The sequence below is a fragment of the Vibrio sp. Vb1018 genome, from assembly GCF_033338775.1.
Classification (GTDB): Bacteria; Pseudomonadota; Gammaproteobacteria; order Enterobacterales; family Vibrionaceae; genus Vibrio; species Vibrio alginolyticus.
The window spans coordinates 437,076-450,748 of sequence record NZ_JAWOTI010000002.1; the positions used below are offsets into that span (position 1 = coordinate 437,076).

The following is a 13,673-nucleotide window of genomic DNA, read 5'->3' on the forward strand; positions in this document are numbered from 1 at the left end:
GTTGCAGGAAGTTATGAAACTCAAACTATCTAAGCTAAATATTGCAGTGGTAAGTGCAATTACTCTTTCACCTTTCGGCGTTTCAGCGGAAAGTAACGACCAAGTCCAAGCAATGGAAACAATGGTTGTTACCGCAAGCCGTTCTCAACAGCTGCTTAACGACGTTCCTCGCTCTGTGACCGTTATCGATCAAAAACAACTTCAATCTCAGTTAAACCAAAGCCGTAGCATCAACGATGTGCTTTCAACGTTGGTTCCGGGTATGGGCACTTCTGTTCACGGTAACCTGAGCAGCAAAGGTCAAAACCAAATCCGTGGCCGTCGTGTTCTGCTACTGATTGACGGCGTTGCACAAAACAACAGCTTCCTAGATTTTGGCCAAGAGTTGTCGGCCATTGATCCGCAAAACGTAGAGCGTATCGAAGTTATCCGTGGTGGTTCTGCGGTATACGGCCTTGGCGCACAGGGCGGTATCATCAACGTGATCACCAAAATGCCAGAAGAAGGCGCGGTAGAATACCGCACTAAAGTTGGCACAAGCTTCCAAGAGTTTGGTAGCGATGCGTTCACTTGGAACGTATACCAAGAAGCGACAGGCGGGGATGAGAAAGATCAATGGCGTTTAGGTTTGGGTTACGAGCAACGTGGCGGCAGCTACGATGCTAACGGTGACCGCCTACCTTCGGTAAACAACGAAGATGACATGGACAACCTAAACGTAAACGGCGTTTGGAACCGTAACATCGACGAGGATCGCTCACTGACTTTGACTGTTGGCGTTCGTAACATCACTGACAACGACGGCTGGTGTGCAGCGAATGGCGATGCAGCTAACGGCAAACCTGCAGAAGCGGTTCACTGTGGCCCAGGTTACAACAACGGCGTTGCAGGCAAAGATGGCGCGAAACCAAATGACGTGACACGTACGTTCGCTAACTACCAAGCACGTTACCAAGATCTGGGCTTTAGCCTAGGTATGCTCGACGTAACGGGTTACTGGATGGCTCAAGATACTGAGACGTTCACGCTTGCGATGAAAGATAAGAACCCAAATTCTCCAACCTTTGGTCAAACGCTATATGGCCACAACGAGACAGATTTTGATCGTTTCGGCGTGAAAGCCAACATCTCTAGCCAAATTGATTGGGCATTCGTTACTTGGGGTATGGACGTTGAACAACAGTCGTTCAAACAGCCAAACAGCGTCGGTTTCTACAATAACACACCGGATGTAGAGCAGTTTGCTATCGCACCATTCGCACAGTTCATCACTGACGTAAGCGACAACACGGTTCTTTCTTACGGTATCCGTTACGAGTACGTTCGTCTAAGCGTGGATGATTTCACGGTAGGTAACACGCACAACAATGCAGGTGATCAAGTTCAAGGCGGTGATCCGTACTTTGACGAGTTCCTATTCAACATTGGTGTGACACACGATCTGACCGACAACCACCAGCTGTTTGCATCTTTCGCGCAAGGTATGTCAACGAACGAAGCACTACGTGACATTCGTTCTGGTAATAGCTCAACCGTTGAAGGTGCTATCAAGCCAATTACCACTGACAACTACGAAGTTGGTGTGCGCGGTTTCCTTGGTGAAGCGGACTACTCTCTTGCAGCGTTCTACAGCGAATCTGACCTAGGTTCGACACTGAACGTAAACGAAGCAGGCGATGCGCTAGAAAGTACTCGTGCACCAGAAAAAGTTTGGGGTGCGGAAGCAACGCTTGGTTACAGCATTCTTGCTAACCTTCGTACAGACAGCACGATCTCTTGGCAAGAAGGTGAGCGTAAACTTAACGAAGACAGCGGCTGGGAACCACTAGACGGCACGCGTATCGCACCATTGAAAGTAACGTCTGTTATCAGTTACGACGCTTACGAATTCGGTCGCTACAACATGACGCTGGTTTACTCAGGCAACCGTGATAAAGAAGATGAAATCACTTCTGGCGCGAAATACGCAGTAGACAGCTACTTCGTTGCAAACGCTGGTTTGGGCTACGATCTTCCGTTCGGTACGTTAAGCTTCGCTGTTGAAAACCTATTCAACGAAGACTACATGACGGCGTACGCGCAATCAGAGCGTAACAACTCACGTTACTACAACGCACCGGGTCGTCGCTTCCACTTGAACTACGAAGTGAAATACTAAACTTAAAACACAGAAAATGCGCTTAATCAGATTAAGCGCATGTCTTTCACTTCTACTGTTATATTCGTGATTTATTACCTTAAAATTCAAATTAGTGCCGGGTACTAGCTTTGTTTCCTAAATCAGGCAACTAAATCTTCAACCCATGAGCTGAGCAGCTAAGTTCACTCATATACTTAGGCTAATAGCCAGCCTCGCTACAGAACAACCAATTGGAAACACAACAACCAAGCTTTAATCACCCGCTGTTAACGGACATTTTTAATTAAGAGACTGTTCAGCTATGGAAGCAAATCAAGCAAGGGAACCAACCTGGAAGACCTCACCTATTTAATGACTTAGCGATTACGATGGCTCCTATGGTTAAGCATGTATTTTCATTGCCGCTTAGTTAAGTTTGAGAAATTACAATGCTCAAGTTGGAAAAACCTACGCCATGATAGAAGTGTTAAGCAAACTCACTTAGCTAGGTATTTCATCCTAAAGCAGATATAAAATAGCCCCTTCAAAAATGTCATAAACTTAAAAAGCAATAGATTTATGAAGAGGCAATATCAAATTATGGTTGCACCAAATATCAATATATGGTTGCTTTTACACTTGTTACATTCAGTCGATTTACTCTTTACCGAACACGTTGTTCTCTTGTTCTTGAACGAGGATGAATGTAGTACGCTTGGTTAGCTCTTTAAGCTTTGCTGCACCTACGTATGTACAAGTTGAGCGAACGCCTCCAAGGATGTCTTGAATAGTACCGTGAACGCTACCACGGTATGGCAATAATACGGTTTTACCTTCGGCCGCACGGTAGCCAGCGACACCACCTGAGTGCTTATCCATCGCGCTCTTCGACGACATGCCATAGAATTTCATGAACTTCTCGCCGTCTTTCTCGATCACTTCGCCGCCTGACTCTTCGTGACCCGCTAGCATCCCGCCTAGCATTACGAAATCCGCGCCACCACCGAATGCTTTCGCTACGTCACCCGCACAAGAACAGCCACCGTCACCGACGATCATGCCACCAAGGCCGTGCGCTGCATCGCCACACTCGATGATTGCAGAAAGCTGCGGGTAACCAACACCCGTTTTTACACGAGTTGTACAAACTGAGCCTGGGCCGATACCCACTTTAACGATGTCTGCACCAGCTAGGATTAGCTCTTCACACATATCACCAGTAACCACGTTGCCTGCAGAAATGACCTTGTCTGGGAACTCTGCTCGCACGCGTTCAACATACTCGACCAAATGCTCTGAGTAACCATTTGCAATGTCGATACAAATGAAAATAAATTCATCTGAAAGTGCCATGATGTCTTTGGTTTTTTGGAAGTCTGCGTCAGATGTTCCCGTAGACACCATAACGTTATTCATGGTTACTTTATCTGCTGATTTAGCAAACTCAGCCCAATCTTCTACCGTGTAATGTTTGTGAACAGCGGTCATTACACCATGCTCAGCCAGCGCTTTAGCCATTGCAAAGCTACCAACCGAATCCATGTTTGCTGCGATTACTGGCACACCAGACCATTGACGACCACTATGCTTGAATGTAAAATCGCGGGTTAAATTTACTTGAGAACGGCTCTTAAGGGTAGAACGTTTCGGGCGAAACAGTACATCTTTAAAACCTAACTTAAGTTCTTGTTCGATACGCATTGTGTAATTCCTTGATTCATATGTATATGTGTCATTTCAGAGTGCGTAGTGATTTCGTTGGCAGACGAGTTCACTGTTCTTCGGACACAAAAAAACCGGAGCGTTGGCAGACGCTCCGGTTTTCAGCATTATAGGCTGTGATTTATTTCCTACAAGTCTGATATTTGAATTTTTTTTGTGATACCATCTTGATAATCGCATATCAAAAACACTCCTCAAGTCGTTATTTTTTCTCATTATTTATAATTATCAACAACTTAAGAAAACGTTTAAGTTAACCTCTTGCGCAAACCTTTGCGTCATCCCTTTAAAATGAAAACGCATCACCTCTCAAATCTGCCTAAAACTCAATAACCTAATACTAAGATGCCCTGCTAATTCGAAAAAAGTACTCAAAAAAATCGACGAATTTTCTCAGCAATGCATGAAATCTAATTAAACTCGATAGAGCTCTTGGGTGATAGCGGTACGAAGAGTGCTAACGACATCACTTGCCAAAAGACCAATTTGACCATTCTGACTCACGTTTATATCAGCAGCATGACTGTGAAGTACCACACCTAAACGTGCGGCAACAGAAATTGGTAAACCTTTGGCTAGTAATGCACCAATGACTCCAGATAACACATCTCCCATTCCCCCCGTCGCCATTCCGGCGTTACCCGCTAGACAGACGTACATTCTCGTTCCATCGTAAATAAGCGTCCCCGCGCCTTTTAAAACCACTACACCGCCATAACGCTCTTGCAGTTGTCTTGCAGCAGAATATCGGTCACTTTCTATTTGTTGAGTGGTCACATTTAATAGTCGAGCTGCCTCTCCAGGATGCGGCGTGATCACTCGCTGGTTGTCGCACACCAAAGTGCCATCACATCGTTGGCTTAGCATCGCTAGAATATTGAGCCCATCAGCATCAACAACTTTAGGTTTCTGTTCTTGAGCCAGATATTGATAGGCTTGATAAGCCCACTCATCATCACCAAAACCTGGACCAAACACCAATACTTCAGCCCAGCGAATGCGTTTGGTTAAGTCGTTCTCAGTATCCCTGAGTAAGTCAGCGGTGATGCTTTGGCTCATTACTTCTGGGCAGCCAATCTGTAGTGGAATAAGGCTACTCGGGTGAGTAATTGCGGCAGTTAAACCCGCTCCGGCTCTAACCGCAGCGGAGGAACATAAACGAATCGCTCCTGACATACCTTGGTTACCACCGACGCAAAGTAGTTTGCCATTGTCACCTTTGTGTGCTGTCGGGTTTGGCTTGAGCATTAACCTTGAAACAACCTGATGATCAATACCTAATGCACTTTCTACTTCGATAGTATCAAACTTAGTATTGACGCCTAAACCACAAAAGTAGAGCTCGCCAACGCGATCTCTCGCTTGTCCAGTGCATAAGCCTTGCTTAACCCCAATGAAGGTTACAGTATGCTCGGCACGAATAGCATCACCTAAAACTGCACCTGTATTAGCACACAGACCAGAAGGAACGTCGACTGCAATAACAGGGGTATGAATTTGATTAATTTGGTCAATATAGCGACGATACTCCGAACGAACCTCACCGCTTAAACCAGTACCTAACATGGCATCAATGATCACATCTGCTTCTAGCAATGCGGTATTCCATTCATCCCAATCATTGTTAACACCGTCGATTGACTGCCAATCTTGGTATGCGCGCAAAGCATCACCTTTTAGCGCAGATACATCACCAATTTGGAAAACATGTACATTGAGTTGAGCTTGTTTCGCAAGAGATGCAAATACGTAACCATCGCCACCGTTATTCCCTTTACCGCAAATCACTAGGATATTTTTTGATTTAGGATACAAATGTAAAAAGCGCTCATACACGGCCATACCAGCGCGTTGCATTAAGCTATACATAGAAACACCAGCCATTTGCGCAGCCAGCGTTTCACCGTTTTTTACTTGCTCTGCGGTGTAGAGTTTTAGGGCGAGATTAAAGTCCATATTCACGTTCTACGCATTGGGAAACACAATTATAAGTATACAAAAAAGCCAAGGCGGACCTTGGCTTTTGAGAAAGTTTTTTATCGCTATTGATTCTGAGACATCAGAGCTTCAGCCGTCGCGTCTTGTATAGACAAAAACAACGAGTTGATTTTTCCAGTCGGTGTGCGCATTGGGTTCAACGTAACATTCTGGTACATAAACTCCGCTTGCTGCGTGACTGGTCGAACATTGCGACAGCAAAATAAGTAAGGTCGTTGTCGCCATGTGATGAAGCTGCGGCAGCCTAGGTCATACACTGGTTTTGTTTTTAATTTAAACCACTCCTGTGGGATTTCAGGGAAGATATCAAATATAGAACGACCTATCGCATCATGAGACTGCAAACCACTGTGATGAGTCATAAAACCATTCCAGACCTGTACATTGTAATCTCGATCAATGACCACTAAGCCCATGTCGACGTTTTGTACCATATCCACCATCCAATGGAATTGTTCAAACTCTGCTGGCATATTCAACATTAGAACTCCTCCATTAGATAAGACAGTTTGTTATCAAGCAGCGGCAAGGATTCATCCACAAACATAAACAACAAGTCACAACGAATCGACGTCCCTTCAATGTTGTAGCTCACTTCGAATGTCATCGTGCGGCTGAATGCTCCAGTTGTAGATTCAATGATCGAGTCAATTGAGATATGCTGACCAAGGAGTACTGGTGGACTTTGGAAGAATCGGACTTCAGACTGCTCGCCTAAACCATTTAAGAACGACCCCACCAAAATATTAGAAATATCCATTAGCAGCTCAAGCTCTTCTAGCTCTTCGCTGTCTGCTGGTACTTTCATCAACTTTTTGAGATCAGATACGCTTGAATCACTCAAAATCACTAGCGCTTCGCCAGCAATACCTTCGCCACAAAATCCCTGACAAACGCCCGATACGTTGTCATGCGACGCCAAGTCGCGTAGCGCCATGTGAAGTTCGCTCACTTCAAAGATATTGACGTTCGGCAGAGGTAGTTGCACAAACACGTCAAAGTGACGCGCCAACGCATCGGCTGCTCGACCAATTGAAACGTTAGCCACTTCCATGTAAATATCGCGACGACGTAAAATCGGTAACTCAATAGAGACAGGCGTGATAATTTGAGGACGAGGTTCTGGCTCGACCAACTCTTTAAGCGCCTTCTTGAGTTCATCTTTGGCGATCGGTTTTTGAATAAACGCTTTTGCACCCAGTGCGAACACGCGCTCTTTCGCTTTAGGTTGGATATCCCCCGACACCACAACCACCGGAGTTTTATCCCCCAACCGTTGCATGTGCTCTAGTGTTTCAAAGCCATCCATTTCTGGCATGGTCAAATCAAGAAACATCAATTTAAACTCGTTTTTTTCGAGTTCTTCTAGCGCGTTTTTTCCGTGGATAGCAAACGTAATATCGGCATTCAATGTGGCTGGTAGTGATCTCGCCATCTGTTTGCGTGCTAACGCTGAATCATCACAGATGAGTACGGGAAAAGACATTCAATCACCTTTTTATATTCCACAATCTGCGCCGGAGTCTAACAGATTGTTACAGCATGTAATACGAGAAAACTGACGAGTTTTTTATTTCTTTATTATTCAATAAGCATACGCAATATGAATGAATGAGTGAACAAAATGACTAAAAAGCAAGCATCACATTCGCTGTTTAGTGACATAAAACAAACATGGGTAAAACTCCTCCACCAAAAGTAAGCAAAAAGTTGCAGCTAACATCCAAAGCCCATTTTTGCTCGAATTTCATTCTTTCCATTTCCATAATGGGTAAACAGTAACGCGCTAAAACTAAAAAGGCACCCTGCTAGAGGATGCCTTTAATAATAATTTCATCGATAAGATATCAATTCTATGGCACACCATGGCCTTTAGAAGCCACCCATACGCGATACCATTGCTCTCGAGTAAGTTCGATGTTCAATGCATTAACTGCAGTTTGCACACGCTCGATTTTACCAGAGCCAATGATTGGAATAGGGTTAGATGGCAAACGACGTACCCAGGCATAAATTACTTGATCAATACTCGCTGCGCCCACTTCTTCACGAATTGCTTCTAATTCGTTACGGACACGAACAGCTTGCTCACTGTCACCACTAAAAATTGAACCACCACCGAGGCAAGACCAAGCCATTGGTCGCGTGCGCAACATTTGCATTTGATCAAGCGTTCCATCGTGTGCAACCTCAAAGTTAAGTGGGTTGATTTCCACTTGGTTAGTAACCAACGGCTTACCTAAGCGAGATTGCAGCAGTTCAAACTGGCGTGGAGTGAAGTTAGACACGCCAAAGTGCTTCACTTTGCCGACTTTATGAAGCTCAGAAAATGCTTCTGCAACCTCGTCTGCATCCATTAACACGTCAGGACGATGAATTAAAAGTACATCGATTTCATCCACATTCAAACGTTCAAGCGAGTTATTCACCGATTGGTAGATGTGAGCGGAACTTGTATCGTAGTGATTGATCTTACGCTCTGGTGTTTTATCTCCGCACAGATTGATATCACACTTTGTGACGATCTGAATCTGCTCTCGCACACTCTTATCGAGAGCAAGTGCTTCACCAAACAACTTCTCACACTCGTAATTACCGTATATGTCTGCGTGATCGACCGTGGTAATGCCTAACTCAATATGTTGCTTGAGGAATGACAAACGCTCTTGAGCAGTCATGCCCCAATCAACTGCACGCCAATATCCTTGGACCAGCTCTGAGAACTCAGGGCCTTTTGGTGCAGTCACAACTTTTGCAACCATGGTTTTTCTCCTTCAATTGATCTGCATTCATCGTAGTCTTGTTTTCACATCGGCTCAACGGGTAAACTTTGGCAATTCGAACTGGAGTACGAAATATGTCTTTTGCCCAACGCTTAGCCACCTTGATCGGAGAAGAAAGCATCAGCGGATTTGCACGACGCGTTGATGTGTCTGAAGCTTTAATACGCAAATATTTAAAAGGCAGTGAACCGAGCCTAACGAAAGCAAATCAAATTGCGATGCGAGCCAACTGCTCTCTTGAATGGTTAGCGACCGGATGTGGTTATTTATATCGCCGCGCTGAAGTCGTAGATATGGATGCGTACAAACTTGCATTTCAACACGTTATGAATCAGCCGTTGCCAGATGAGGCAGAAGAACAGCACCGTAAGCTCATCGCTGGCTATCAATACCTGCGTGCGCACAAAAAATCGGATGGATTTTTAGACGAGTCTGCGATGGCGACCTTCCTATCTCTCCATAAAGAATCTAAAAACGAGTCACTTTAACATCGATAATTTCGCCATCGCTGTGCAATTCCACATTTAAAGACGGTGATGGCGACGAAAACTCGTCCGGTTTTACCCAAAATAAGCTTCGAATCGTTTCTTGCGGATAGCGGTTTATCAACAAGATAACTTCTTTATCGACAAGCTCAGAAGATTTGTTTTCCAGCGCTTCAACGACGTCATAGTGTTCTTGTCCGATAGTTATGTTGCGTAAAACTAATCCGTCTTTTCTTAAATTGAGGATTAAGTCATTGAGACTTTGCCATTGATATTCGGTCAAAAAAGAGAACTGAGCACTGTCCTTTCCCAAAACAACTTCACCATACAGATGCTGCTGATAGTACGAAAAATCGTCCAAACAAAATGTGCTGATATACGTTGAAACATCTTGCTGCTGCACGTCACAGCGATACCAGCTTCCCCTTGTCTCTATACGCTCTTTTAAATTGGAGTACGGCATTGCTGACAACGTGTCTTGCCACCAGCTCGGCGTTGAAAGTGCCGGAAACGTTACCGAACAACAACATAAAGAAAGTAAGAGTCGAAGATAAAAGCGCATGCACTGCTCTAGTTGGTTGACATCGAACCAAGACATTACTGACTGCAAAAAAATGTTCAAGAGAAAAATAGTGGCAGGTGGCGATGAAAGTTATGGTGATGAAAGTTATAACGCAGAAATTAAGAAGGCGCACATGTGCGTGCGCCTCTACCTCGTTACTCAATCGTGAGTGTGCGAATCGGCGATGTCTATTGATGCATCCCGAACATAAAACGAGGACTTACCGTAGGGTTTGAATCCATCCAAATTGTGTGTAAAACCTCACATCCCTCCTTCTGAAGCAGTCATGTTGCTTTACAATTAAAGCATGGTTCATTTTTCTCAAAAAACAAGTTTTTTATCCTAAATTATGAGAGCAATAGCACAATCTGAGTGAATGAATAATATCGCGACACTTCGAACACTCAATAGTGAAAAGCTAAATTGCATCTTTATTGATTAGGTCTAGACTCTGCGAAGCGTATACTTTCTTTCGTCCCTTCCCCCCAGCAACAGGAGAGCTTGTTAATGACCAAACGCGAGAGAATTGTGAAATCTGTGTTGGCGCACGTACCGAAAGATGCGATTAACCAGTTTGTCTCTCGAGGGTCAACACCATTTTCTGTTCTCATTATGGCCGCCATTGTGGGTACGTTGGCTGGTTTTGTCGGTACGTATTTCGAGCTTGCCGTTCATTTCGTTTCTGAAACACGAACAGAATGGTTAAGAAGCGAAATTGGTAATGTTCTACCGTTGTGGCTGGCAGCGGTTCTCATTAGCGCACTTTTAGCTTTTATTGGCTATTTTCTTGTGCACCGCTTTGCGCCAGAAGCGGCAGGTTCTGGTATTCCTGAAATCGAAGGGGCAATGGATAATATTCGTCCAGTGCGCTGGTGGCGAGTTCTACCAGTAAAATTCTTCGGCGGCATGGGCGCACTTGGCTCAGGTATGGTGCTGGGTCGTGAAGGCCCAACCGTTCAAATGGGGGGCGCTGTTGGTCGAATGGTGACCGATATATTCCGCGTAAAGGATGACGATACCCGCCACTCCCTGCTCGCTTCTGGTGCTGCTGGCGGTTTGGCTGCGGCTTTTAATGCCCCACTCGCAGGCATTATGTTCGTTGTGGAGGAAATGCGACCTCAGTTTCGCTACTCTTTGATCTCAATTCGCGCAGTGATCATTTCTGCCATTATGGCGAACATAGTGTTTCGCGCCATCAACGGGCAAGACGCCGTTATCACTATGCCGCAATACCAGTCGCCAGAGCTTCAAACCCTATGGCTGTTTTTATTGCTTGGCGCATTGTTTGGCGTGTTTGGCGTGATCTTCAATAAACTGATTACCGTGGCACAAGACAGTTTTGTCGCAATTCACAAAAACGATCGTAAGCGCTACTTGATTGTGGGTTCGCTACTGGGAGGCGTGTTTGGTTTGCTTCTTTTGTACGTACCCCAACTAACTGGTGGTGGTATCGGCCTTATTCCTGACATTACTAACGGTAACTACTCGGTATCTATTTTAGTTTTGCTTTTCTTTGGTCGCGTAATTACAACCCTGCTCTGTTTTGGTTCTGGTGCGCCGGGAGGCATCTTTGCACCTATGCTTGCTCTGGGAACCTTATTTGGCTATGCGTTCGGAGCAAGTGCTGATGTCTTGCTCCCTGCGCTTGATATCGAGCCTGGTGTTTTTGCGATTGCGGGCATGGGTGCCCTGTTTGCTGCAACGGTACGTGCACCGATTACTGGTATTCTGTTAGTGATTGAAATGACGAATAACTACTACTTAATCCTGCCATTGATCATTACTTGTTTGGGCGCTGTGATTATTGCTCAATTGTTGGGTGGACAACCTATTTACAGCCAGCTGCTGCATCGTACAATCAAAAACGAAAAGTTACGCCAGCAGGATCTACCGGAGAATCAATCAACATAACATTCTCTTTGTTATCACTTCGCTCCAGACTATCGAAGGGTTTGGAGCGATAAACTCTGCATTTTTACATCTTTTCCCAAATATTCGATACCAAACTCACAAAATTATCATTCTCTGATATTTGCTCACCACCTTTCATGAGAAACCCCTCTCCATACTTGTTAGTATTCGCTACTTAAATAGAGCATTTCATCCAAATCGTCATGTTTCGTTTCATTCAGGCAAAAATCAAATGGAGTAGATTTGAACTGGAGAAGACTTGTGCAGTTTTATAGTGTCCCGCCGTCTCAAGCCGCGTTGGCACTAGGTATGATAGGTTTAGGGCAAGCTTGGGCACTCTATGTTCCTGAGATTGGTGAACCGATACGCCCATTTTTGGCGTCACTCGGCGCACTTTTACTCGCCCCTGCACTCATAAAATATGCCGCGAATCCACGATTATTCATGGTCGACATTCGTCACCCACTGAGTGGTAGTTTAATGGCACCAATGAGTATGGCGTTACTGATCCTTGCAGATTATCTTGCCGCTGTAGCGCCTATCATCGCTTATCCACTTTGGTTTATGGCGCTTTTGCTGCATTTTACTATGATGGTGCTGTTTTTTAGCTTTCAGCTAATGAACTTCAAAATGTCCAATATCGTACCGAGTTGGTTTCTTTATCCGGTGGGGCTAATCAGTAGTTCACTAGCCGGTTCTCAACTAGGTCACAACTTATTCTCCGAAACATTAGCGATGATGTGCATCGGCATTTATTTCTTCATGCTGCCACTCGTGTTGTATCGCTTAGTGTTTTTCGGCTCTCTACCAAGGCGAGCAAGACCGACCCTCGCGATTATGGCCGCGCCGGTAAACTTGTCATTAGCAGCATACTTGGTGAACTTTCCCTTACCTGATCCGATACTAACAGGCGCATTGGCAGGGATCGCCATCACTATGACTTTATTGATCTACTTATGTTACTTCCGCTTACTTCGCTTGAAGTTTCAACCTTCTATCGCGGCAGTAACCTTTCCTTCCGTGATCAGCGCTATCGCAATGCATCGCTTAACCTCTTTTTTTGCCGAATCGCACCCTCACTGGCACTGGCTGCACGACTTTGGTTTTCTAGAGCTCAGTATCGCGACTGTATTGGTTGTTTGGGTATCGGCAGGTTACGTCAAAATGTATTGGCCAGAAATCATGAAGTCATTTTCTAAACAAGCATAAAAAAAGGATGGCGTTTGCCATCCTCTTAGAATAGTGCTTGGTTACCTAACGTAAACCGTGCAGAAACTCGGCACGCGTTGCTGGGTTGCTTTTGAAGATACCGCCCAATGCTGTTGTCGTGGTTTCGCTGGTTGCATCCATCACACCGCGAGATTTCACGCAGTAGTGTGTTGCGTCAATCGTCACTGCCACATCATCGGACTCAAGCAACGTTTGAAGTGCAACAAGAATTTGCTGAGTCATACGCTCTTGAACTTGTGGACGCTGGGCAAAGAAGCGAACGATACGGTTGATCTTTGACAGGCCAATGATCTTGCCACGTGGAATGTAAGCCACAGCAGCCTTGCCATCGATGGTCACAAGGTGGTGTTCACAAGTACTGGTCACTGTGATGTCCTTCACGCGAACCATCTCGCTCACGTTCATCTTGTTCTCAATCACCGTGATTTTAGGAAAGTTGGAGTAATCCAGACCAGAGAAGATTTCGTCAACGTACATCTTAGCAATGCGGTGAGGGGTTTCTTCTAGGCTATCGTCAGTGAGGTCAAGTTGAAGCAGACCTAAGATCTCACGCATGTGGTGTTCGATCTTCTCTTTCTTCTCTTCACGACTTACGTTGTTTGGACGCATTGGCGTTTCCAAACCGCGTTGCTCTAGCGCTTCTTTTACTAACTTCGCTGACTCGCTAAGACCTGACATTCCACTTCCTCTTTTGTTTTACTTCAGCCTTCGTACAAACCCAATCAAAATTGCATTCATACTTTTCGCTTTGAGTTGCTCAGTTCGTGTCTTTACACCAAGTCACATCAGATGAAGGTACTGAGCTGATTTTCTTGAGCTCCGCGGGCTTTTTACCCCTTTCGGATGGCTGACAAGGATACTCG

General features: G+C 45.1%; 11 protein-coding genes and 1 pseudogene. 5 read left to right on the forward strand and 7 right to left on the reverse strand.

The features are described from left to right. Window positions 1-13 precede the first annotated feature (13 nt). Both R7Z10_RS04235 and R7Z10_RS23775 read left to right on the forward strand, forming a co-directional pair. Window positions 14-2,158 (forward strand): TonB-dependent receptor, encoded by a 2,145-nt coding sequence (locus R7Z10_RS04235; protein ID WP_318104075.1) that lies wholly within the window; start codon window positions 14-16, stop codon window positions 2,156-2,158. Window positions 2,159-2,395: 237 nt separating this feature from the next. Further along, window positions 2,396-2,547, forward strand: a pseudogene (locus R7Z10_RS23775) (transposase); the annotation flags it as partial. 229 nt (window positions 2,548-2,776) lie between these two features. Here R7Z10_RS23775 and R7Z10_RS04240 read toward each other — a convergent pair. The 5 genes from R7Z10_RS04240 to R7Z10_RS04260 form a co-directional block, all read right to left on the reverse strand. Then, window positions 2,777-3,820, reverse strand: a complete 1,044-nt coding sequence (locus R7Z10_RS04240) for a GMP reductase (protein WP_318104077.1) — start codon at window positions 3,818-3,820, stop codon at window positions 2,777-2,779. A 435-nt stretch (window positions 3,821-4,255) separates the two neighbouring features. Next, window positions 4,256-5,797 (reverse strand): NAD(P)H-hydrate dehydratase, encoded by a 1,542-nt coding sequence (locus R7Z10_RS04245; RefSeq protein ID WP_318104079.1) that lies wholly within the window; start codon window positions 5,795-5,797, stop codon window positions 4,256-4,258. An 86-nt stretch (window positions 5,798-5,883) separates the two neighbouring features. Next, window positions 5,884-6,321, reverse strand: a complete 438-nt coding sequence (locus tag R7Z10_RS04250) for a PAS domain-containing protein (RefSeq protein ID WP_005373463.1) — start codon at window positions 6,319-6,321, stop codon at window positions 5,884-5,886. Then, entirely contained in the window at window positions 6,321-7,325 is a 1,005-nt protein-coding gene (locus R7Z10_RS04255) for a response regulator (RefSeq protein ID WP_005373466.1), read from the reverse strand. Before R7Z10_RS04255 ends, R7Z10_RS04250 begins: the two co-directional genes overlap by 1 nt. Window positions 7,326-7,692: 367 nt before the next feature. After that, entirely contained in the window at window positions 7,693-8,601 is a 909-nt protein-coding gene (locus R7Z10_RS04260; protein ID WP_203343429.1) for an aldo/keto reductase family oxidoreductase, read from the reverse strand. Window positions 8,602-8,696: 95 nt separating this feature from the next. Between R7Z10_RS04260 and R7Z10_RS04265 the strand changes: the two genes are divergently transcribed. Beyond that, a complete protein-coding gene (locus R7Z10_RS04265) occupies window positions 8,697-9,110 on the forward strand; it encodes a helix-turn-helix transcriptional regulator (protein WP_005396084.1) in 414 nt (137 codons plus the stop codon). On the opposite strand, the gene R7Z10_RS04270 is transcribed toward R7Z10_RS04265, so the two are convergent. Further along, complete coding sequence (locus R7Z10_RS04270; protein ID WP_237305894.1) at window positions 9,091-9,705, reverse strand: hypothetical protein; 615 nt, start codon at window positions 9,703-9,705, stop codon at window positions 9,091-9,093. The genes R7Z10_RS04265 and R7Z10_RS04270 overlap by 20 nt on opposite strands. Before the next feature lie 471 nt (window positions 9,706-10,176). Here R7Z10_RS04270 and clcA point away from each other — a divergent pair, with 471 nt between their 5' ends. Beyond that, the gene (gene clcA / locus R7Z10_RS04275; RefSeq protein WP_005373473.1) at window positions 10,177-11,580 is read left to right on the forward strand and encodes a H(+)/Cl(-) exchange transporter ClcA; all 1,404 of its coding nucleotides are present in this window, start codon (window positions 10,177-10,179) and stop codon (window positions 11,578-11,580) included. A gap of 261 nt (window positions 11,581-11,841) precedes the next feature. Further along, on the forward strand, window positions 11,842-12,789 hold the full coding sequence (locus R7Z10_RS04280) for a TDT family transporter (protein ID WP_237305893.1): 948 nt from the start codon (window positions 11,842-11,844) through the stop codon (window positions 12,787-12,789). A 45-nt stretch (window positions 12,790-12,834) separates the two neighbouring features. On the opposite strand, the gene folE is transcribed toward R7Z10_RS04280, so the two are convergent. After that, entirely contained in the window at window positions 12,835-13,488 is a 654-nt protein-coding gene (gene folE / locus R7Z10_RS04285) for a GTP cyclohydrolase I FolE (protein WP_005373478.1), read from the reverse strand. Between the last annotated feature and the right edge of the window lie 185 nt (window positions 13,489-13,673).

Coding starts and splice junctions, on each gene's coding strand:
- R7Z10_RS04250 (WP_005373463.1), bottom strand. CDS start 6,321: ATGTTGAATATGCCAGCAGAGTTTGAACAATTCCATTGGATGGTGGAT.
- R7Z10_RS04240 (WP_318104077.1), bottom strand. CDS start 3,820: ATGCGTATCGAACAAGAACTTAAGTTAGGTTTTAAAGATGTACTGTTT.
- R7Z10_RS04260 (WP_203343429.1), bottom strand. CDS start 8,601: ATGGTTGCAAAAGTTGTGACTGCACCAAAAGGCCCTGAGTTCTCAGAG.
- R7Z10_RS04255 (WP_005373466.1), bottom strand. CDS start 7,325: ATGTCTTTTCCCGTACTCATCTGTGATGATTCAGCGTTAGCACGCAAA.
- R7Z10_RS04265 (WP_005396084.1), top strand. CDS start 8,697: ATGTCTTTTGCCCAACGCTTAGCCACCTTGATCGGAGAAGAAAGCATC.
- R7Z10_RS04235 (WP_318104075.1), top strand. CDS start 14: ATGAAACTCAAACTATCTAAGCTAAATATTGCAGTGGTAAGTGCAATT.
- folE (WP_005373478.1), bottom strand. CDS start 13,488: ATGTCAGGTCTTAGCGAGTCAGCGAAGTTAGTAAAAGAAGCGCTAGAG.
- R7Z10_RS04245 (WP_318104079.1), bottom strand. CDS start 5,797: ATGGACTTTAATCTCGCCCTAAAACTCTACACCGCAGAGCAAGTAAAA.
- clcA (WP_005373473.1), top strand. CDS start 10,177: ATGACCAAACGCGAGAGAATTGTGAAATCTGTGTTGGCGCACGTACCG.
- R7Z10_RS04270 (WP_237305894.1), bottom strand. CDS start 9,705: ATGTCTTGGTTCGATGTCAACCAACTAGAGCAGTGCATGCGCTTTTAT.